The organism is Luteococcus sp. Sow4_B9, from assembly GCF_052116585.1.
GTDB lineage: Bacteria > Actinomycetota > Actinomycetes > Propionibacteriales > Propionibacteriaceae > Luteococcus.
This window is the reverse complement of record NZ_JBQKKT010000007.1, coordinates 1-20,209: the sequence shown is the minus strand read 5'-3', so window position 1 is coordinate 20,209 and position 20,209 is coordinate 1. Positions and strand designations below refer to the sequence as shown.

The window sequence follows — 20,209 nt, the reverse complement described above, 5'->3', positions numbered from 1 at the left end:
GGCCTGACGAAAATCGGGTGAAAAGTGTCGGCGGTGGGCCCTAGGGTCAGTCCTGCCATGCAGACCTTTCCTCCGGCCACGACGGCCTTCACCAGACGCACCCGGGATGCCCTTGCCACGACGAGCGGCCACCCGGGTGTCCCGGCGTCGGCCGACGAGCCGGACACCCGCAGCCCCGCACGTTTTCTGCGCTGGCAGCTGCGTCAGCAGGCTGACCTTGTGACCGCCAGCGCCGCCGTCGGCGTCATGATGTTCCTGCCCAGCGCCGTGAATCCGTGGCTGCTGGGGCGCGCCATCGACGAGGGGGTCAGCCGGGGCAGCGTCTCCGCGACCCTGCCGTGGGCGGGCCTGATGGCGCTCAGCATCACCATCGGTGTGATCGGCGGCACCCTGATGCACACCAGTGCGGTGACCGGCTTTCTGGTGGCCATGTACAAGACGATGAAGTTGGTGCTCCGCAAGGCCACCCAACTGGGGCACGTCGCCACTCGCCGTACACCGTCGGGCGAGATGCTGTCCATCGCCGGCGGCGACGCCGAAACCTTCGGCATGGTCTTCGAGGTCACCGGCAGGGCGATCGCCGCGCTGGGCGCCTTCGTCTTCGTCGCGGTGCTCGTGCTCGGGGAGTCGGTGAAGCTCGGCCTCGTGACGCTGGTGGCGGCCCCGCTCCTGGTGGGCGCGGCGACGCCGCTGCTCAAGCCCTTGCAGCGCGCCCAGGCTGCCGAACGTGGCCGTTCCAGCGAACTGACCGGAATGGCCACGGACATCGTCGCGGGCCTGCGGATCCTGCGAGGGGTTGGCGGCGAGCGCACCTTCGGGGACAACTACGCGGCCCAGTCGCAGAAGGTGCGGCGCGCCGGTGTGACGGCGGGCAGCTGGCAGGCGGCCGTTGATGCGCTCAGTGTGCTGCTCTCGGGCCTGCTCCTGGTGGTACTGACCTGGCTGGGCGCCCGCGAGATGCTCGCCGGACGCCTGAGCATCGGGCAGCTGGTGAGCTTCTTCGGCTACGCCATCTTCATGGTCTGGCCGATCAGTACCTTCTTCGAGTTCGTGCAGAAGTGGGTCCAGGGCCTCGTGTCCGCCAAGAAGACCATCGCCGTGCTGGGACAGGAGCCCGTCTGGCCAGAGGTGGGGGAGTGGACTGCGCTGCCGCACGATGCCGTCATCGTCGATGAGAAATCGGGCGCAGTCATCCAGCCCGGCCGCCTGACCGTCGTGGTCAGTGCCGTCCCGGATGACTCCGCAGCGCTGGCGGACCGGATCGGGCGCTACCTACCGGCCGAGTCGGAGCCGGTCAGCCTGGCCGTCGACGACGAGCTCAAGGGGCGCGCGGCCAAGCGGGCTCGCGCTGAGAAGGAGGCGTTGTTGCAGCGCCGCATCGCGGCGGACGAGGACATCGCCGAACGCACATGGGGGGTGAGCTTCGACGGCGTGGACCTGTCGACGGTCTCGCTCGAGGAGCTACGGCGCCGCGTCCTGGTCAATGACACCAATGCCCAGGTCTTCGCTGGCACCCTGCAGCAGCTCCTCGATCCGCACGGCAGGGCCACTCGGCAGCAGGCAGAGGCTGCCCTCCGCACGGCCTCCGCCGAGGATGTCTACGACGCCCTGCCCGGCGGCTGGCAGGGGATTCTGGACGAGCGCGGCCGCGGCCTGTCGGGTGGGCAGCGTCAGCGACTGGTGCTGGCCCGGGCCTTGTTGGCGGACCCGGAGGTGCTCGTGCTGGTTGAACCCACCAGCGCCGTGGATGCACACACCGAGGCGAGGATCGCCGAACGGCTGGCGGAACATCGCCGTGGCCGCACCACCGTGGTCACCTCCGTCTCACCGCTACTGCTGCACCATGCCGACGACGTGGTCCTGCTGGTGGACGGGCAGGCGGTTGCCCAGGGCAGTCATGCCGAACTGGCTGCCACGAATTCTGACTACCGGGCCGTGGTGGTCCGCGACATGGAGGCACTTCCCGACGACGGGGATGTCGCGCCCGGCGCCCAGGCGAAGAGCGACGATGCCCAGATGAAGACCGACGATGCCCGAGGAGACGAGCGATGAGCACCGCTGATGACCTGCTCGCGAGCTCGGCCAGCACCTGGCGCGAGGACCCGCCGGCCGGCAGTGACATCCCAGAGGAATTGCGACTTGACCAGTCCGTCTGGTTGCCGCTGCGTCTTCGGGGATGGCGCCGGCGGCGCGACCTGCGGGCCGTGCGGGCGCAGGAGTACTACGCCCAGTCCCGCAATCCCGAGCGGGGTCTGCCCGTGGCTCCGGATTCCGCGGTGGTGTCCTTCCTCAAGGACATGGTCTCCAGGCGCCGGTCGCTCGCAGTGTGGTTGGTGGTGCTCAATGCCGCTGCTGCGGCGGTCGGGCTCCTCGTGCCGCGGATGCTCGGTGGGCTGGTGGACCGGGCTGTCCAAGGAGGCGGCTCGCTGGCCACTGAGCTCGACGGGATCGCCCTCACGGTCGTGGGCGTGGTGCTCCTGCAGACGCTGCTCACCTTCGGTGCGCGGCGTGCCAGTGCCGTCTTCGGGCAGAGCATGCTGGCCGAAGCGCGCGAGTATGTGGTGCGTTTCGTGCTTAAGCTGCCACTCGGCACGGTCGAGCGGGCCTCCAGTGGTGACCTGGTCACTCGCGTGACCCGCGACGTCGGCACCATGTCCGGAGCTGTCCGCTGGGCCCTGCCCCAACTCGTGATCGCCTCGGTGATGACCATCCTCACGCTGGCGGCGATGTTCCTGAACTCGTGGTTGCTCGCACTCCCGAGCGTGCTGTCACTGGTCCTGCTGACGGTGGTGGCACGGGGCTACCTGCGCAAGGCACCCATGGGCTACATCACCGAGGGTGGCACCTATTCACAGATCAACACCGGCCTGGCCGAGACGGTGGAGGGTGCTCGTACGGTGGAGGCGCTGGGCCTGCAGGATCTACGCGCCAGCCGTACCGACGCAGACGTGGAGATCTCCGCCCAGGCCGAGCGGTACACCATGACCCTGCGCAATCAGATGTTCCTCAGCGTCGACTACGCCTATCAGGGGCCGCTCGTGCTCATCGTGCTGCTGGGAGCCTGGGGTCACGCCCACGGCATGGTCACGCTCGGCCAGATCACTGCCGCGGCCATCTATGTGCAGCAGCTCGTCGAGCCGATGGACCGTCTGATCCAGACCCTCGATCGCTTGCAGGTGGGCATGGCCTCCACCACCCGTCTGCTCGGGATCGCGGCCGTGCCACCGGACCGTGAGTCCTCCGGTGAGCAGCCGGTGGACGACCATCTGGTGGCCGACGGCCTGCGCTTCGCCTATCGCGAGGGACACGACGTGCTGCACGGCGTCAGCCTTGATCTGCAGCAGGGGGAGCGGATGGCGATCGTCGGGCCGTCGGGTTCCGGCAAGTCCACGCTGGCGCGCCTGCTCAGCGGCATCAATGCCCCGCGAGCGGGGGAAGTGCGCGTCGGTGGGGTTGACGTGATGAAGCTGCCGTTGACCGAACTGCGCACGCAGGTGGCTCTGGTGACGCAGGAGCACCACGTCTTCGTGGGTTCCGTGCGCGACAACATCGTGCTGGCACGCGAGGATTCGGCGACGGACGAGGAGGTCTGGGACGCCCTGCGAGCGGTGGAGGCCGCCGACTGGGTGGAGCGTCTGCCCGAGCAGTTGGACACCCTGGTGGGTTCGGGCAAGCAAGTGCTCACCCCGGCGCAGGCGCAGCAGGTGGCCCTGGCGCGTCTTGTCGTGGCAGACCCGCACACCTTGGTGCTCGACGAGGCCACCAGTCTGATCGACCCCAAGACCGCTCGCCATCTGGAGGGCTCCATGTCCAGCCTGTTGGAAGGGCGCACGGTCGTCGCGATTGCCCATCGCCTGCACACTGCCCACGACGCAGACCGGATCGCCGTGGTGATCGACGGAAAGATCGCGGAGCTGGGCAGCCACGAGGAGCTGCTGGCCCGGAATGGTCAGTACGCCTCACTCTGGAATGCTTGGACCAGCTGATCGGGGTCTTTCTTTGGCTTGACAGTCTGCCTGAAATACCTTGTCGCACGCATTTCGCTGCGCTACAATAGAACTGTAGTTCGACGGATGTGGGTCATTGCCGGGAGGAGGCGTGGACATGCAGGAATTGACCTCGGCGCAGACGGTCGATGCCATGCTGTCCGCACGTCGCCGGGCGTGGCAGGCGGAGGCCGAACAGTTCCGGTTGGCCGCGCACTTTGCCGATCTGCATGGTGCCGATATGCATGGTGTGGATCCTCACGCTGTTGATCCGGTCGCGAATCGGCCCGCCGGGTCGCCCACTGTCCTGTTCGGGGAGGGGGCGGTCCGGCTGGGCGATGACGGGACCCCGGAGGTGGCTGAGTTCGCGTCGCTCGAGATTGCGGCGGCCCTGAACATCAGCCGGGAATCGGCCAACTGCCTCATCGGCGATGCCCTCTCGCTGAGGCACCGAATGCCGCTGCTGTGGCAGAAGATGTGCGACGGGTTCCTGCGGGTCGGCGTGGCTCGGACGATCGTGGCCAAGACATCCAGCCTGCCGTTTCGGCAGGCCCTGGAGGTGGACCGTCGGTTGGCCCCTCTGGTTGGTGGCGTGTCAGCGCACCGGCTGGTGGGGACCGCGGAGGGGTTGGTCCTGGAGCTCACCCCCGCGGATCAGGCGCACGATGAATTCCAGGCGGCGCAGGCGGCCCGCGGCGTGTGGATCGGCGGGTCCGGCCACGGCATCACCCAGGTGGCCGCAGTGGTCAGTGCCGCCGACGGGATCTTCCTTGACGCGCAACTGGACCGGATGGCAGCGATCCTCGCCCAGGGCGGCTGCGAGGACTCGCGAGACGTTCGCCGATCGACGGCACTGGGAATCTGTGCGAACCCGGCTCGGGCTCTGGACCTCCTGCAGGCCAGCCTGCTGGATCCGGCCGATGATCCGGAGCTCCCGCTGGAGGACGGGCCGTCGGATGACGGATGTCCCGCCCGCGGGATGCGCGGCCACACCTGTGGCGCGGTCACCGTCGATCCCGAACTGCTGCTTCCCCGGGCCACCGTGGTCGTGCACGTGGAGGAGAACACGGTCGCGGAGCTGGACGGCCTGGCGCGCATGGAACGCCACGGTCCGGTGCTGGCCAGCTGGATGGCCGAGCTGCTGCAGAACACCCGGATCACGGTGAAGCCAGTGGTCGATCCGGCGGGCACCACACCGTCGGACAGCTACGAGATCAGTGCCCGGATGCGACAGCTCGTCACAACCCGCAATCCCTACGAGGTCTTTCCGGGATCGAAGAAGACTGCCGAACGGTGCGATCTGGACCACACCGAGCCGTGGCGCCCACCCCCGCAGGAACTCGAAGCCCATGGGGCCCCACCACCCACCAGGCTGGACAATCTTGGCCCCCTGTCCCGGACGGTGCACCGGGCCAAGACGCACGGCGGGTGGCTGCTCAGACAGCTGTCTCCCGGCATGTTCTTCTGGCGTTCCCCCGACGGTTTCGCCTACCTGGTCACGCCCTCGCGCTCCTGGATGATCCACAATCCCATTGCGCCCGTCGTCAGCTGACCAGGCGTATTGCCAGCCCGTGGATCAGGCTGCCTTCGTGCCCTTGGGGATGGTCAGCACAATCGCCACCAGCGCCAACACGGCCAGCGCCGCATTGAAGCCCAGCGCGGCCATCCCGGCAGTGCGGATCTGGGCATTCGTGGTGATTCCCTGCATCACGATGATCCGGCCAGTTCCGACGCCCGCACCCATCACGCCCGAGAAGATCGCCAGTGAGCCGGCCACTCCCAGGGCGCTGCCCAGACTGGACGCCATCTTGAAGATGCCCGCACCTGCGCCAGCCTGGGCGGGCGGCAGATTGGACAGCGCCGCGTCGGTGGATGGCGTCGCGAACAGGGCCAGACCCAGACCGAACAGTGTGTAGGAGATCACCGCCAACCAGACATACAGGTCTATGAGCACCTCGGTCTGGGCCAGCAGCAGGGCGCTGGCTGCCAGCGTCAGGGCACCCCACATCATGGGCTTGCGCGCTCCGAAGCGCTGCAGCAGCTTCTCGCCGATACGGATGCAGCTGATCACGGCCACGGCGAATCCGACGGTCAGCAGCCCGGCGTGCCAGGCGTCGAACCGTTCGGGCCGGGCCAGCTGGAGCATCTGCTGGCTGACGATGAGCATGCCGATGGTCATGTTCACCAGCATGTTGCTGAGCACAGCGCCGGTGAACGTGACGTTGCGGAAGAGCGCGAAGTCCATGAAGGGGTGCTCACGCCCCCTCTCCCACAGGATGAAGGCCACCAGCCCGACGACGGATCCCGCCAGCAGCCCCAGACTCGTGGGGCTGGTCCAGCCGAGCTGCTGCCCGAAGACCACCACCACCATGAAGCAGACCACCGTGACCATGAAGAGCAGGAGCCCGACGGTGTCGAAACGGTGCCGTTCGGTGTCTTCCGCGCGGCTCTCCGGTGTGCCACGGATCATCAGGAAGGAGATCACCGACGCCGCTGCGGAGGCCCAGAAGATGTAGCGCCACCCCACATTGGAGGCCATGAATCCGCCGAACAGAGCCGCCAGGCTGGAACCGCCGAAGGTGCAGGTGGACCACATGGAGACGGCGCGTTGCCGGGCGGGTCCGTCCCAGTAGGCCTTCACCAGGGCCAACGTCGACGGCATGATGCAGGCGCCGGACAGGCCCTGGACTGCTCGTCCCAGCAGGAGCATTGGCAAGGCCACAGCTCCGGTCGCGAAGACCACCAACAAGGAGCCCAATACGCCCAGCACATTGCCGATCAGCGCCATCCGGACCCGCCCCACGCGGTCTGCGAAGCCACCCATCAACACGACGGACAGGCCGCTGAACAGGGCCGTGAGCGCCACGGCCATGTTCATCTGACTCACGGTGACCGTCGCGTGACTCCAGCCCGTCCCGGCGGCATCGTCGAAGGGGCCGTTGATGTCGGTCAGCACCCGGCGCGCGACGGCGCCCAGGCTGCCGGCGAAGAGCCAGAAGGTGAGCAAGCCCAGCACGGAGCCCCACAAGAGCCGTTCGGTGCCCTGGTAGGGCCGGGACTGGGTGGACGTCATCGTCGCTCCTTCGGGGTGGAAGTGCCATCGGAAGTGCGATGCACCCGTTCCATGTGCAGAAACTACGCCTCGACGCGCCGCCTGGGGCCCCTTGTGGATGTGAGATTTGCGTCCTCGAAGGTGGCGAGGAGCCCCCGATCCCTGTGATCGGGGGCCCCTCGCCCAGAGCCTTCGTCGGTCAGCAGACCGCGTCAGTTCGTCTCGTCCTGCTTGGGGACGGTGACCATGATCGAGATGATCGAGATCACGACCAGCAGCAGGTTAAACAGCATCGTCACCATGCCCGCGGAGCGGATGGCGGCATTGGACTGGACGCCCTGCATGTGGACCACCTCGCCGATCTGGGTGACATCGCCGCCCATCACGGCCGTGAAGATGGCCAGCGAGACGGCGGCGCCGATCGCGGAGCCCAGGCTGGAGGCCATCTTGTAGATGCCAGAGCCGGAACCGGACTGGGCGGCCGGCAGGTTGGACAGCGCGGCATCGGTGGACGGCGTGGCGTAGAAGGCCAGGCCCAGGCCGAACAGGGCGTAGGCGACCACGGCCAGCACGGTGTAGGTGGCCACCAAGGTCTGCGTCATGGCCAGCAGGATGCAGACCACGCCCACGATCGCCGCACCCCAGAGCATCGGCTTGCGGGGGCCGAACTTCTGCAGCAGCTTCTCGCCCACGCGGATGAAGCCGATGATGGTGATTGCATAACCCAGGGTGAGCAGGCCGGCACGCCACGGGTCGAAGCGCTCCGGGCGGGCCAGCTGCAGCATCTGCTGGCTGACGATCAGCAGGCCGATGGTGGCGTTGATGGTGAAGTTGGAGATGGTGGCGCCGGTGAAGGTCTTGTTCTTGAACAGCGCGAAGTCCATGAACGGGTTGTCCTGCTTCTGCTCCCACCAGACGAAGACCGCCATGCCCACGAGCGCCACGGCGGCCAGGCCGAGCGTGGTGGGGCTGGTCCAGCCGAGCTGGGCGCCGAAGATCACGACGATCATCAGCGAGAGGATGGTGACGATGAAGATCAGCAGGCCGACGATGTCGAAGCGCTTGCTGGTGGTCTGCTCGGCCTTGCTCTCCGGGGTGCCCCACATCATGGCGATCGAGATGATCGAGATCAGGATTGACGCCCAGAAGATGTAGCGCCACCCCAGGTTGGAGGCGACGAACCCACCGAAGATGGCGGCCAGACCGGAACCACCCCAGGAACCGATGGACCACATGGAGACGGCGCGCTGCCGCTCGGGGCCGTCCCAGTAGGCCTTCAGCAGGGCCATCGTCGACGGCATGATGCACGCCGCGGACAAGCCCTGGATCGCGCGGCCGGTCAGCATCAGGGGCAGCGCCAGCGATCCGCTGGCCAGCACCACCAGTAGCGAACCCACCAGACCCAGCACATTGCCGGTGATGGCCACCTTCACGCGGCCGAGCTTGTCGGCCAGACCGCCGGCGAGCACGATGAACAGACCGCTGAACAGGGCGGTGATGGAGACCGCCAGGTTCATCTGGTTGACCGAGATGTAGGGATTGGCCCACTCACCGGGGGTGGCGGTGGGGCCGTTGATCTCCTGCAGCATGTTGCGGGCCACCGTGCCGGTGGTGCCCGCGAACAGCCAGAAGGTGGTGACACCCAGGACGATGCCCCACAGCAGCTTCTCGTTGCCACGGAAGCCCTGGGATGCGGGGGCGGTGGTGGTGCTCATCGGTTCTCACTCTCGGGGGTGGTGCCCAGCCAGGCGAGGACGGCCGACGCCAGCGCGGCGGTGCCCGTCTCGATGGTGGGGTGGATGGCGGGGGCGAACTTGGGGTTGTGGTTGCCCACCGGGGTGGCGCCTTCCTCGAAGCCGCCGAGTCCCCAGTAGCTGTAGGGAACGCCGAAGGCGTCGGGGATGATGCTGAAGTCTTCGCTGGCCGGGACCGGCGCCATGTGGGTCACCTTGTCCTCGCCGAAGTGGGCGCGGAAGGCCTCGGTGACGCGTGCCGTCGTAGCTTCGTCGTTCAGCGTCAGCGGGAAGCGGTCGTAGTACTCGAAGTCGGGCTCCTGAGGCGTGCCGCCGGCCTCGCACTCGCCACGCACGATGCGCTCGATGGCCTCCAGCACCTTGGTGCGGACCGCGTCGTCGTAGGTGCGCACGTTGAGCAGCAGGGTGGCGCTGTCCGGGATGATGTTGGACTTGCTGCCGGCCTGGATGCTGCCCACGGTCACGACGCCGAAGTCGCCGGGGGCGATGACGCGGCTCACGATGCTTTGCAGGCGCACGACGATGCTGGCGGCGATCACCACCGGGTCGACGCCCAGATGCGGCATGGACCCGTGCGATCCCTTGCCATGGATGGTGACCTTGATGCTGTCGCCGGCGGAGAGCACGGCGCCCGGCGAAGTGGAGACGGTGCCGGACAGGCCGCCCAGCACATGCTGGGAGAGGCAGACGTCGGGCCTGGGGACCTTGTTGACCAGCCCGTCATCAACCATCGAGCGGGCGCCGGCGGCGATCTCCTCGCCGGGCTGGAAGAGGGCCAGGTAGGTGCCTTGCCAGGAATCCTTGGTCTCGGCCATGGCCTGAGCGGCGCCCAGCGCGCAGGTGACGTGCATGTCGTGCCCGCAGGCGTGCATGACGCCGTCAACCGTCGAGCTGTAGGGAAGGCCGGTGGTCTCGGCCACGGGCAGGGCGTCGAAGTCGGCGCGGGTCAAGACCGTGGCCCCGTCGCCATTGGTGAGGACGCCCACGACGCCCCCTCCGATCTCCTGCACCTCGTAGCCGAACTCGCTCAGGCGTCGGGCGATCTCGGCGCGGGTCTCGTGCTCCTCCATGGAGAGCTCCGGATGCTGGTGGAGGTGCTTGTACAGCGGCTCCTGCCAGTCATAGGGAAGCTGGGGTAGGTCGGCCATGGTGGCTCCTTTCGTGATGCACATGACGCTAGACCCCGAACCGGAGTGGCGTTTCCTGCGTCCGATTTGGCCCAGTGCTGAATTCCTCGATCCGGATGCGGGTGCTGCCTAGCGTGGAAGGGCAGGCGCAAGTGGACCAGGTGCACGGGAAAGGATCATCCATGAAGGTCGCGGACCAGATCGTCGAGCAGCTCCAGGCCGCAGGAGTGCGGCGCATCTACGGAATTGTGGGCGACTCGTTGAATCCGATCGTCGACGCGGTGCGGCGCACCGGGGGTGCCGCGACGGGTGGCATCGACTGGATCCACGTGCGGCACGAGGAGGCGGCTGCCTTCGCGGCGGCGGCCGACGCGCAGCTGACCGGTGAGCTGGCCGTGTGCGCTGGCTCGTGCGGGCCGGGCAATCTGCACCTGATCAATGGGCTCTACGACGCCAACCGCTCCGGTGCCCCGGTGCTGGCGATCGCGTCGCACATCCCCACGACGCAGATCGGCGTCTCCTTCTTCCAGGCCACGCACCCGGAGAAGCTCTTCGACGAGTGCAGCGTCTACGCGGAGATGATCAGCGCCCCGGCGCAGAGCCCGCGCGTGGTGGAGACCGCCATCCAGCATGCTGTTGCGCTCAAGGGCGTCAGCGTCGTCACCGTCCCCGGCGACCTGACCGACGAGGAGGTCACGGCCGATGTTCCGCTCCACACCCCGGTGGTGCTGGGCCAGGTGCAGCCGCAACCGCAGATGGTGCAGCAACTGGCCGATGCCATCAACCAGGCGGAGAAGGTGGCGATCTTCTGCGGCATTGGCGTCCAGGGGGCCCATGACGAGGTCATCGAGCTCGCCGGGCGGATCAATGCGCCGGTGGGCCACACCCTGCGCGGCAAGGACTTCATCCAGTACGACAATCCCTACGACGTGGGCATGACCGGCCTGTTGGGCTATGGCGCCGCGGCTCAGGGGATCGAGGACGCCGATCTCCTGGTGCTGCTGGGCACGGACTTCCCCTATGACCAGTTCCTGCCCAACACCCGCACCGCGCAGGTGGACGTCGCGGCCCAGAAGCTGGGGCGACGCACCAATGTGGACATCGCCGTGCACGGTGAGGTGCTCCCGACGCTGCAGATGCTGCTCCCGCTGGTGCAGCCGAAGCGCAAGGACAAGTTCCTCAAGGAGATGCTCAAGAAGCACAAGCGCATTGTGGAGAAGGGCACCAATGCCTACACCCGCAATGCGAAGAAGCTCTCGCCGATCCATCCCGAGTACGCCATGGCCGTGCTCGACGACGTGGCCAGCGACGACGCGGTCTTCACCGCCGACACCGGCATGTGCAATGTCTGGACGGCCCGCTACGTGACGCCCAATGGTCGTCGCCGGCTGATCGGCTCCTTCCTGCACGGCTCCATGGCCAATGCCCTGCCGCACGCGATCGGCGCCCAGTTCGCCTACCCGCAGCGCCAGGTGATCAGCGTCAGCGGCGACGGCGGGCTGTCCATGCTGCTGGGGGAGCTGCTCACCATTGCCACCTACCAGCTGCCGGTGACGGTGGTCTGCTTCAACAACTCGACGCTGGGCATGGTGAAGCTGGAGATGCTGGTGGAGGGTCTGCCTGCCAGCGGCACGGAGGTGCCCGACGCAAACTACGCGGCGGTGGCGCAGGCCATCGGCATCAAGGGCATCCGCGTGGAGGAAGGCAAGGACCTGGAGAAGGCCTATCGGGAGGCGCTGGACCATCCGGGCCCGGCCTTGGTGGAGGTGGTCACCGACCCGAATGCCCTGTCCATCCCGCCCGAGGTCACCCTGGACCAGGTCTTCGGGTTCGCCACCGCCATGAGCCGAACGGTCTTCAATGACGGGGCGGGCGAGGTGGTCAGCATGGCCCGCTCAAACCTGCGCAACATCCCGCGCCGCTGACCCCCCAGACGGTGAACGACCCAATCGACCGATCAAAGGAGAGACCATGACCACTCGACGCCTGTTCGCCACGCTGCTGTGCATCCTGTCCTTGGGGCTGACCGCCTGCAATGACACCGCGACCGTCGACGAGAACGAGCCCGAGGCTCCGGTCGCCACCGTGGCGGGCCAGGACGACGCTGACCGCGATGATCACAAGGACGATTCGAAGGGGGCCTCCAATGACGAGGACTCCACGAACTCGAATGACGACGGGGATGATGACCGCGGCGATGACGGACAGTCCGATGCCGACGACACGGATGACAACTGATCCATGCCCCGTGGACAGCACTGCGGCCCCGACCATTCGTCGGGGCTGGCCACCCAGCGCCGTATCGGCGTCGAGCTGCTGCGCCACTGTGGCGTGAGGGGCTGACCATGGGCCCACCGAGGATCGTGCCAAGGTGCAATCCTGTTGGCGTGATCCTCGGTGGGGTTCCATTGACTTTGGCACGATTCCCCTCCCTGATTTGAGAGCACGGTCATGACAGCCACCAGCGAAGAAGAATTCGAGATCCCCGTCCCGATTCACGCCAACCCACCCGAGGTCATGGGCTGGCTGCGCTCGTCGGGAGTTGACCCCGTCGTTGCGGCCCCGTCCCTGACCCCCGTGTTCAGCGAGCAGTCGTTTGAACCCGGCGACGAGGAACTCCGCGAACTGTGGGCCGAGGGGGTGCCCGTCTCATGGCTCGGCGGCCCCGCCATCGGTGCCCCTGCCATCCACCCAGAGAAGTGGCCGACCACCGCATCCGGGCAGCAGCTGGCGCACGTCGCCTCCATCGCCCTGCCTGATGTGCAGGGCATCGTCGACGCCGACGGTCGCACTGCGTGGGCGAGCACCCGGGCCTCGGAGCAGCCCTCCCACGCCTTGGCGCTCCTGCCGACCACGGGCAGCCTCGAGGTCTTCCATGACCTGACCAGTCACGGCAGCGATGCCTCCGACGGGGAACAGGGTGCGTGGCTGGTCCAATGGGTGGCGGAGCCCGCGGGCTTGCCCCTCGTCGACGGCGGAGATCCGCCCGAGCCGGCCTGTCAGCAGGTGTTGGCCATGCCCGGCTTCACGATCCGCTGCCCGGAGGATGTTGCGAGCGGGCCAGAGGTGGACCATGACGCCTATCTGGACGCCTACGAGGACTGGCAGCTCAGTTGGCAGGTGCAGCGCTTCTGGCGACGGGAGGAGCACCCCATCCCCAGTTCGCACCTGGCGGGCCATCCCAGTCATGGTCGCGGCGTCGCCGAGGAAATCCTGCGCGAGGTCCTGCCCCTGGATGCCGACGACGAATACCTGCTGGTGTTCGACATCGAGTCCTGGACCACACTGTCCGGCTGGTTCGGCGACGCGGGCAGCCTCGAGGTCTGGATGCGGGCCTCGGACCTGCGCGCCCGGGCCTTCGAGAAGGCGTGGTGTCTGGTTCGGACGGACTGATGCGCACAGACTGACCACGCCCCCGTGGACAGCACTGCGGCCCCGACCATTCGTCGGGGCCGCAGGTGCGTGCGGGGTGCGGGCTGGGAGTGACCGCCCGTGGTGGTGATCAGTCCAGACCGAAGTCCATGGCGGCGGCGTCCAGACTGGCCTCGGCCTCGCCGGTGGTCAGGCCGATCTGCGCGATCTGCTTGCTGGAGCCGGTCTCCAATTCACCCACCAGCTCGGCGGAGGCGCCGCCCAACACACCCTGCTGGGCGTAGATCTCCAGCTTCTCGCGGGAGTCGGCGATGTCCAGGTTGCGCATGGTCAGCTGGCCGATCCGGTCGGTGGGGCCAAAGGCGGCATCCTCGACGCGTTCCATGGAGAGCTTCTCGGCGTGGTAGCTGAAGTTGGGGCCGTCGGTGTCCAGGATCGAGTAGTCCTCGCCGCGACGAAGGCGCAGGGTCACCGATCCGGTGACGGCGCTGGCCACCCAGCGGGTGATCGACTCGCGCAGCATGAGGCTCTGCGGGTCGAGCCAGCGGCCCTCGTAGAGCAGGCGGCCCAGGCGCTGGCCCTGCTGGTGGTAGTTCTGCAGGGTGTCCTCGTTGTGGATGGCATTCAGCAGTCGCTCGTAGGCGATGAACAGCAGTGCCATACCGGGGGCCTCGTAGATGCCGCGGCTCTTGGCCTCGATGATGCGGTTCTCGATCTGGTCGCTCATGCCCAGACCGTGGCGGCCGCCGATCTCATTGGCCTTCATCACCAGGTCCACCGGGCTGGCGAAGCTCTCGCCGTTGATCTCCACGGGGCGGCCCTGGTGGAAGGTGACCTTGACGTCCTCGGTCTCGATCTTCACCGACGGATCCCAGAACTTCACACCCATGATCGGCTCGACATCCTCGAGCCCGACGTTCAGGTGCTCCAGCGTCTTCGCCTCGTGGGTGGCGCCCCAGATGTTGGCGTCGGTGGAGTAGGCCTTCTCCTTGGAGTCGCGGTAGGGGAGGTCGCGCTGGGTTAGCCAGACGCTCATCTCGTCGCGACCGCCCAGCTCGCGCACGAAGTCCTCGTCGAGCCAGGGCTTGTAGATGCGCAGCTGCGGGTTGGCCATCAGGCCGTAGCGGTAGAAGCGCTCGATGTCGTTGCCCTTGTAGGTGGACCCGTCGCCCCAGATGTTCACGTCGTCGTCCGCCATGGCGCGCACCAGCAGGGTGCCGGTGACGGCGCGGCCGATCGGCGTGGTGTTGAAGTAGGCGCGTCCGGCGCTGGTGATGTGGAAGGCGCCGCAGGCCAGGGCGCTGAGGCCCTCCTCGACGAGCTGCTCTCGGCAGTCCACCAGGCGGCTGATCTCGGCGCCGTACTGGCCGGCGCGGCCGGGCACCGATTCGATGTCGGGCTCGTCGTACTGGCCGATGTGGGCGGTGTAGGTGCAGGGGATCGCACCCTTCTCGCGCATCCACGCGACGGCGACGGAGGTGTCGAGGCCTCCGGAGAATGCGATGCCGACCTTCTCGCCGGCCGGAAGGGAAGTCAGAACTTTGGACACGACCCGCAGCTTAGCGCATATCTATTCGACATTGCGAATAATTATTCCAAGTTCTGCTGGTGGATGCCCGCTGGCAGGCGTGCGGCGGCTCCCGGTGGCCCGGTTCTGCAAGACTGCCCCCATGGCTGACCCCACGATCCTTCGTCTGCATGCCCTGGCGATCAACGCCAAGGAGCCCCTGCTGGTGCATCTGGACCGAGAGCCCCATCATCTGGAGGCCGGCGATCCGGCGGTGGTGCACGACTTGGAGGTGAGCCCCGGCCGACACGAGCTCGAGGTGATCGGCCGGGTCCCCACCGGCAGGACCGGACTGGCGGCGGCGGCCATCGAGGTGCCCGAGGGCAGCACCGTCGACGTCCACTACGCCCTGCCCGCCGTCGCCCGGATGCGGGGCGAGATCTCCGACGAACCCGACGTGGTGCCCGGCCGGGAGTGGCGGATCGCCATCCCCGCGGTCCTCGGCCTGCTGGCCGTGGTCTGGGGCACCTGGTTCGCCTGGATGATCTTCGGCTGAGTTTCGTTCCCCGAGCCTGTCGAGGGGCCTCGACAAGCTCGGCCGCCGGGGTCATGTTCCCCGAGCCTGTCGAGGGCTCAGGGATGCAGCGACACGTCCGCCGGGAGCACCTCCCAGCTGGTGAACCGGGTCGTGAGGCCGGCTCTGGTGGGGGCACAGGTGAAGGGTCCTGCGCTGACTGGTGCCTGGGCGTCGAAGGGAGCCACTCGGACCAGCTCCAGCGCCTCCCCGTCCAAACCGGCGCGGATCGTCACGGCCCCGTCACTCCAGGAGGCACGTACACGTACGCGCTGGCCCAGCCAGTCGACGGGCCGCACTGACCAGTCGGAGTGGCCGTCGGTGACCACGGCGCCCACCTGGAGGCGGCCGTCGGCAAACTCACACCCGGCCTTGATCCAGTGCTCACTGTCCCAGCAGAGGTAGACGCCCGCTTGGTCGAACTGCTGCGAGAAGTCGGCGAGGAAGACCACCTCCACCGCACTGTCGGGCTCCAGCGGGGCCACCAGCGCGTGCTCACTTTCGTGCACGAAGCCATAGCTGGTGTGCCGCCACGCGTCACTGCCCTCCACACAGGTCACCAATAGGCCATCCGGGTTGGTGCTCACCGATGCCGGCTCATGCGTCCAGGTGCCCGTTGACCACTCGATCCGGGTCACGGAGCCACCAGGATGATCTTGCCGACATTGTCCCCACCGTCGAGCTGTTCGTGGGCCCGACGGGCTTCCGACATCGGGATGCGGGTCTCCGGGGCCAGCTTGATCCGGCCGTCGGCGATCATCGGCCAGACCACCTCCGCCACGCGCTGGCAGATCTCCGCCTTCTGCTCCAGCGGACGGAAACGAAGGCTGGTGGCGGTCACCGTCGCCCGCTTGTTGAGCAGCTTGCCCATGTCCAGGGTGCCCTTGCGGCCGCCCTGCAGGCCGATCGTCACCTGACGTCCGTCGAGGGCAAGCACGTCGACATTCATCTCCAGGTACTTGGCTCCCATCACGTCCAGAATCACGTCGACGCCCTTGTGGGGGAAGCCATCCGAGGCGGTGGCCTCCGTGATGGCTGTCACCCAGTCCTCGTGGTAGTCGATGGCCAGGTCTGCCCCCATCTGACGGCAGTGATCCAGCTTGCGCTCATTGCCTGCCGTGGCAATGACCTGGCACCCCAGGGCCTTGGCGTACTGGATGGCGAAGGTGCCGATGCCGCCGGCCCCGCCGTGCACCAGGAAGGTCTCCCCGGGCTTGAGGTTGACGTGGTCCATATTGCTCATCACGGTCGCGGCCACCTCGACGAGAGCCGCGGCGGAGACGACGTCGACACCCTGCGGGACGGCGATGCACTGGCCCTGCGGCACGACGAAGTACTCCGCGTAGCCGCCGCCTGCCAGCAGACAGACCACCTCGTCACCCACCGACAGGCCGGTGACGCCGGCTCCCAGCTCCACGACCGTTCCGGTGGCCTCCAGACCCATGATCTCGCTGATGCCGGGGGGTGGCGGGTAGTGGCCCTTGCGCTGCAGCAGATCGGCGCGGTTGACGCCGGCCGCGATGGTCTTCACCAGCACCTCGCCGGCAGCGGGGGTGGGGGTCTCCACCTCGCTCCACTGCATCTGCTCGGGGCCGCCTGCTTCGGTCACGGTGATCGCACGCATGGCTCCAGCCTGCCACAGCGGCGGTGGTGGGCGAGGGGATCGGGCGCAGTCGGATAGGATTGCGGATGTTCCGGACCACGGTCCGGGCACGGCGAGGTCGCATAGTGGACTAGTGCAGCCGCCTTGAAAGCGGCCGAGGGGCAACTCTCCGTGGGTTCGAATCCCACCCTCGCCGCCACCCCAGTCCGCCCACTCGACGAGGAGAGTCGTGACCGACGCACCTGATCCCCGCACCTATGTGCTGAAGCCGCGTCCACCGGTTCGAGCCTTCGTGATTGCGGCAGGGATGACCCTGCTGGGGGCCCTGCTGGTCTCCCTGGCCACGGCCAAGGAGGCCGCCCTGCTCTGGGTGGTGCTGGCCGCCATCATCCTGATCGCCGGCCTGGTGCTGGCCGCGATGGCTGGGTGGTCCATGGTGACGATGCGCACCTTCGTTGACCTGGATCCCAAGGGCTACCGCATCCACGGGCCGGGCACCGACAAGTCGGGCACCTGGGGCGATGTCACCAAGGTCACGACCAGTGCCCAGGGCTCCCACCTCACGCTGTACCACGGCGAGGTGGGCCGAACTCACCTGATCTGCCCCGGTGGTGGCGAGGACGAGGAGATGAAGGCGCTGGTCGCGGCCGTCGCCCAGCATCTGGATGCCGACCGTGGCTACGGCGAGACCATCAACGTGCCGCTGATCGACCCGCACCAGCCGCCGAACCCGGACGTCGTCTCCCACAAGCAGTAGCGCAGCTCCAGCGCGCCAGAAGCAGATGCATAGGCGGTGTCGAGTGCAGCAAATGCACTGGACACCGCATATGCATCTGTTTCTGGCAGGAATGTGCGGGAGGCGGGGCAGGAATGTGCGGGAGGCGGGGCAGGAATGTGCGGGGCTGGGCCGTGCGGGGCGGAGAAGGGGGTGCGGGGCTCAGCCGGGCTGGTCAGTCTGGGGCTGCCCGTCGACGGGTTCCGGATTGTAGGCGCAGGCGTCGGCGACATTCTCGCTCTGCACCGTTGGGGTGGCCGAAGGAGTGCCCGGCGCCTCGCTCGGTGCCTGCGTGGGCTGGGTGGTCTCGGGAGCCGGAGCAGCGCTACTGGCCGGTGCCGCGGGCTGGCCGGCAGGATCCGGGGGCGATGAGGGCTCGGTGGACGGCTCGTCCTGGGTCTCCTGGATGGCGGCCGCCACCTTCGCCCGCATCATCTCGAAATCGGGATCCGTGGTGTCGAAGCCATCCTTCTGGTGCACGAAGAGCACCCGCCGGATGTGACCATCCTTGACCCGAAGGGCCAGATTCACCAGAGGGGAGAGCACGTCCTGTGGGATGTCGGTGACCAGCATCTCCTGGGAGGCCGACGCGATGCCCTCGTAGCGGGTCAGCAGGGTGGCCGGATCCGCCTGGTCGATCACCGCCTTCACGACGCAGGTCTGGCGCCCCATGCGGTTGTAGTCGGTGGAGCCCTTGCGGCTGCGGGCGTACCACATGGCGTAATAGCCGTTCAGCAGCTTCTCCTCGCCCGGTTCGATCCATCCGGTGGCGGCGCGTCCCTCGCTGTCGCCGGCCACCGGGATGCGTGAGTTCACATTGAGTCGCACGCCGCCCATGGCGTCGATCAAGCGGGTGAGACCGTCGATGTTGATCATCGCGAAGTAGTCGATGTCCAGGCCGAGTGCGGCGCCCACGCCGACCTTGAGGGCATCGGCCCCCGGGTAGTCGGTGGCGGTGAACAGCTCGGGGTGCAGCGCGGGGACATTGCCGTAGATCGCATTGGCGAAGTAGTCGGGATTGTCTGCGGTCTCGGAGTAGAAGCCGTCCGGGTAGAGCTCGTGCAAGGGGCTGCCGTCGGGGAAGGGCATGCGGGCCATGTTGCGCGGGATCTGCAGCAGGGTGGTGTCGCCATTGCTGGTGTTGATGCTGGCCACCATGATGGTGTCGGTCCGCACACCATCGCCGTGCTCGGTCCGCGCCGCCGTGGAGTCGGAGCCCAGGAGCAGGATGTTGAGACGTGGCTTGTTCTTCCACACGTCGCCCGTTCCCAGATCGGGGCGCGTCAGCGAGCGGGTCGCGTTCTTGAAGACATTGTTGACCAGGCTTGCCTGGCTGCGGGTGTAGCTGGCGCCGACGATCAGCGGGGCGCTGATCATGAAGGTCAGCAGGCCCACTGTCGCAGTTCCGATCGTGCGCTGCAGGGGCGTGACCGAATGGGGGCGAGTGGTCATGTGCGTGAGTGTGACCAGGCCGCTGAGCACCATGGCCCCCAGGATCGCCCCGATGCCCACCAGACGCAGCATCCCCGGCTTCACCGCGACGGCAGCGACAGCTGCCGGCCGCCAGAGGGTCACCAGGATCAGCGTCAGCAGCGTCAGAACCATGGCCCCCAGCACGGCCAGACCGATCGCGCGACGACGGGTGGGCCACAGTCCAAGTCCGGGGAAGAGGGCACCCAGTGCCGTCCAGCCCAAGGAGCTGCGGAAGCTGTGCTCGCGCCCGTCGCGGAAGGCGCTGCGGTGTTGTGCGGCCGCGGGGGAGGTTCGGCCCGTCGCGCGTGCGCCGGGCTTCTCGCCATCAGAACGGTGCCATGGGGGAGTTCCCTCATCCCGCCAGTCGTCGGGTGACTCCTCGTCCCAGGTGACGACGGTGCGGCGAGGGACCACGGGCGCATCGACGACGCTGTCCGGATCCGCGTATCGCGGGGTTCCCGGTGCGTCGTCGCGCTGCTGACCTGCCCGCCGAGCCTCTGCCATGGATGTCCTTCTGGATGGTCTTCAAGGAATGCTAGCTGCGATGCCGCAGTCACCCCAAGGGTGTCGGGAAGGGACCTCCCGGCTGCTCGAGGCGGTGCGAATTCGTTCATCATGGCACGCCCCACAGGTCTGTTGACCATGATATTACGATGACTGACATGTCGCGCCGGAATGCCGACTTTGCCGCGGGCGTCAGGACCAGATACGCTTGTCCCTTGTTGGAGGTGTCGCCTAGTCAGGTCTATGGCGCCCGCCTGCTAAGCGGGTTTGGGGCTAAAACCCCATCGCGAGTTCAAATCTCGCCACCTCCGCCAACTGCCGCCGCGTCGGTCCCCCGGGATCGACGCGGCGGTCTTTGTTTTTGACGCGTCGTGCGTGGCCAGGGACGTGCTGCTTGGTCAGGGAATGCTGCTTGGTCAGGGAATACAGGGGGGGGGGGGGGGGGGGGGGCGGGGGGGGGGGGGGGGGGCGGCGCGGGCGGG

General features: G+C 67.5%; 15 protein-coding genes and 2 tRNA genes. 10 read left to right on the top strand and 7 right to left on the bottom strand.

Annotated features, from left to right (window positions below; all coding sequences use genetic code 11):
* Nucleotides 1-57: 57 nt before the first annotated feature.
* The 3 genes from ACTQ49_RS06255 (at nt 58) to ACTQ49_RS06245 (ending at nt 5,538) form a co-directional block, all read left to right on the top strand.
* Entirely contained in the window at nt 58-2,052 is a 1,995-nt protein-coding gene (locus ACTQ49_RS06255; RefSeq protein WP_441826989.1) for an ABC transporter ATP-binding protein, read from the top strand.
* Nucleotides 2,049-3,986, top strand: a complete 1,938-nt coding sequence (locus ACTQ49_RS06250) for an ABC transporter ATP-binding protein (protein WP_441826988.1) — start codon at nt 2,049-2,051, stop codon at nt 3,984-3,986. Before ACTQ49_RS06255 ends, ACTQ49_RS06250 begins: the two co-directional genes overlap by 4 nt.
* 118 nt (nt 3,987-4,104) lie before the next feature.
* Nucleotides 4,105-5,538 (top strand): DUF222 domain-containing protein, encoded by a 1,434-nt coding sequence (locus tag ACTQ49_RS06245; protein ID WP_441826987.1) that lies wholly within the window; start codon nt 4,105-4,107, stop codon nt 5,536-5,538.
* Between the two features lie 24 nt (nt 5,539-5,562).
* On the opposite strand, the gene ACTQ49_RS06240 is transcribed toward ACTQ49_RS06245, so the two are convergent.
* From ACTQ49_RS06240 to ACTQ49_RS06230, 3 genes are all read right to left on the bottom strand, one after another.
* Complete coding sequence (locus tag ACTQ49_RS06240) at nt 5,563-7,059, bottom strand: MFS transporter (protein WP_441826986.1); 1,497 nt, start codon at nt 7,057-7,059, stop codon at nt 5,563-5,565.
* Between the two features lie 191 nt (nt 7,060-7,250).
* Nucleotides 7,251-8,753, bottom strand: a complete 1,503-nt coding sequence (locus tag ACTQ49_RS06235) for an MFS transporter (RefSeq protein WP_441826985.1) — start codon at nt 8,751-8,753, stop codon at nt 7,251-7,253.
* Nucleotides 8,750-9,940: an amidohydrolase gene (locus ACTQ49_RS06230; RefSeq protein WP_441826984.1), complete on the bottom strand. Its 1,191-nt coding sequence runs from the start codon at nt 9,938-9,940 to the stop codon at nt 8,750-8,752. Before ACTQ49_RS06230 ends, ACTQ49_RS06235 begins: the two co-directional genes overlap by 4 nt.
* Before the next feature lie 161 nt (nt 9,941-10,101).
* On the opposite strand from ACTQ49_RS06230, the gene ACTQ49_RS06225 reads away from it, so the two are divergent.
* The 3 genes from ACTQ49_RS06225 to ACTQ49_RS06215 all read left to right on the top strand — a co-directional run bounded on the left by ACTQ49_RS06225 (nt 10,102) and on the right by ACTQ49_RS06215 (nt 13,312).
* Nucleotides 10,102-11,844, top strand: coding sequence for a pyruvate dehydrogenase (locus tag ACTQ49_RS06225; RefSeq protein WP_441826983.1), 1,743 nt, complete (start codon nt 10,102-10,104; stop codon nt 11,842-11,844).
* 46 nt (nt 11,845-11,890) lie between these two features.
* Nucleotides 11,891-12,157, top strand: a complete 267-nt coding sequence (locus tag ACTQ49_RS06220; RefSeq protein WP_441826982.1) for a hypothetical protein — start codon at nt 11,891-11,893, stop codon at nt 12,155-12,157.
* A gap of 213 nt (nt 12,158-12,370) precedes the next feature.
* Nucleotides 12,371-13,312 carry a DUF1963 domain-containing protein gene (locus tag ACTQ49_RS06215; RefSeq protein WP_441826981.1) on the top strand — a complete coding sequence of 314 codons (942 nt, stop codon included), beginning with the start codon at nt 12,371-12,373 and terminating at the stop codon, nt 13,310-13,312.
* A gap of 109 nt (nt 13,313-13,421) precedes the next feature.
* Here the strand turns inward: ACTQ49_RS06215 and argG are convergent, their stop codons facing one another.
* Nucleotides 13,422-14,849: an argininosuccinate synthase gene (gene argG / locus ACTQ49_RS06210; RefSeq protein WP_441827093.1), complete on the bottom strand. Its 1,428-nt coding sequence runs from the start codon at nt 14,847-14,849 to the stop codon at nt 13,422-13,424.
* A 112-nt stretch (nt 14,850-14,961) separates the two neighbouring features.
* Here argG and ACTQ49_RS06205 point away from each other — a divergent pair, with 112 nt between their 5' ends.
* Entirely contained in the window at nt 14,962-15,354 is a 393-nt protein-coding gene (locus tag ACTQ49_RS06205) for a hypothetical protein (RefSeq protein ID WP_441826980.1), read from the top strand.
* Between the two features lie 77 nt (nt 15,355-15,431).
* Here the strand turns inward: ACTQ49_RS06205 and ACTQ49_RS06200 are convergent, their stop codons facing one another.
* Both ACTQ49_RS06200 and ACTQ49_RS06195 read right to left on the bottom strand, forming a co-directional pair.
* A complete protein-coding gene (locus ACTQ49_RS06200; protein ID WP_441826979.1) occupies nt 15,432-16,010 on the bottom strand; it encodes a DUF1349 domain-containing protein in 579 nt (192 codons plus the stop codon).
* Nucleotides 16,007-16,996 carry an NAD(P)H-quinone oxidoreductase gene (locus tag ACTQ49_RS06195; RefSeq protein WP_441826978.1) on the bottom strand — a complete coding sequence of 330 codons (990 nt, stop codon included), beginning with the start codon at nt 16,994-16,996 and terminating at the stop codon, nt 16,007-16,009. The genes ACTQ49_RS06200 and ACTQ49_RS06195 overlap by 4 nt, the downstream gene beginning before the upstream one ends.
* Before the next feature lie 90 nt (nt 16,997-17,086).
* On the opposite strand from ACTQ49_RS06195, the gene ACTQ49_RS06190 reads away from it, so the two are divergent.
* A tRNA-Ser gene (locus ACTQ49_RS06190) sits at nt 17,087-17,174 on the top strand.
* 30 nt (nt 17,175-17,204) lie between these two features.
* Nucleotides 17,205-17,732, top strand: a complete 528-nt coding sequence (locus tag ACTQ49_RS06185) for a hypothetical protein (RefSeq protein ID WP_441826977.1) — start codon at nt 17,205-17,207, stop codon at nt 17,730-17,732.
* Between the two features lie 180 nt (nt 17,733-17,912).
* Here the strand turns inward: ACTQ49_RS06185 and ACTQ49_RS06180 are convergent, their stop codons facing one another.
* Nucleotides 17,913-19,727 (bottom strand): LCP family protein, encoded by a 1,815-nt coding sequence (locus ACTQ49_RS06180; protein WP_441826976.1) that lies wholly within the window; start codon nt 19,725-19,727, stop codon nt 17,913-17,915.
* A gap of 220 nt (nt 19,728-19,947) precedes the next feature.
* On the opposite strand from ACTQ49_RS06180, the gene ACTQ49_RS06175 reads away from it, so the two are divergent.
* Nucleotides 19,948-20,041: transfer RNA gene (locus tag ACTQ49_RS06175), tRNA-Ser, on the top strand.
* Nucleotides 20,042-20,209: the final 168 nt, after the last annotated feature.

Bases quoted from the DNA above. Each gene is read 5' to 3' on its own strand.
- ACTQ49_RS06255 (WP_441826989.1), top strand. From the start codon at position 58: ATGCAGACCTTTCCTCCGGCCACGACGGCCTTCACCAGACGCACCCGG.
- ACTQ49_RS06250 (WP_441826988.1), top strand. From the start codon at position 2,049: ATGAGCACCGCTGATGACCTGCTCGCGAGCTCGGCCAGCACCTGGCGC.
- ACTQ49_RS06245 (WP_441826987.1), top strand. From the start codon at position 4,105: ATGCAGGAATTGACCTCGGCGCAGACGGTCGATGCCATGCTGTCCGCA.
- ACTQ49_RS06240 (WP_441826986.1), bottom strand. From the start codon at position 7,059: ATGACGTCCACCCAGTCCCGGCCCTACCAGGGCACCGAACGGCTCTTG.
- ACTQ49_RS06235 (WP_441826985.1), bottom strand. From the start codon at position 8,753: ATGAGCACCACCACCGCCCCCGCATCCCAGGGCTTCCGTGGCAACGAG.
- ACTQ49_RS06230 (WP_441826984.1), bottom strand. From the start codon at position 9,940: ATGGCCGACCTACCCCAGCTTCCCTATGACTGGCAGGAGCCGCTGTAC.
- ACTQ49_RS06225 (WP_441826983.1), top strand. From the start codon at position 10,102: ATGAAGGTCGCGGACCAGATCGTCGAGCAGCTCCAGGCCGCAGGAGTG.
- ACTQ49_RS06220 (WP_441826982.1), top strand. From the start codon at position 11,891: ATGACCACTCGACGCCTGTTCGCCACGCTGCTGTGCATCCTGTCCTTG.
- ACTQ49_RS06215 (WP_441826981.1), top strand. From the start codon at position 12,371: ATGACAGCCACCAGCGAAGAAGAATTCGAGATCCCCGTCCCGATTCAC.
- ACTQ49_RS06205 (WP_441826980.1), top strand. From the start codon at position 14,962: ATGGCTGACCCCACGATCCTTCGTCTGCATGCCCTGGCGATCAACGCC.
- ACTQ49_RS06195 (WP_441826978.1), bottom strand. From the start codon at position 16,996: ATGCGTGCGATCACCGTGACCGAAGCAGGCGGCCCCGAGCAGATGCAG.
- ACTQ49_RS06180 (WP_441826976.1), bottom strand. From the start codon at position 19,727: ATGGCAGAGGCTCGGCGGGCAGGTCAGCAGCGCGACGACGCACCGGGA.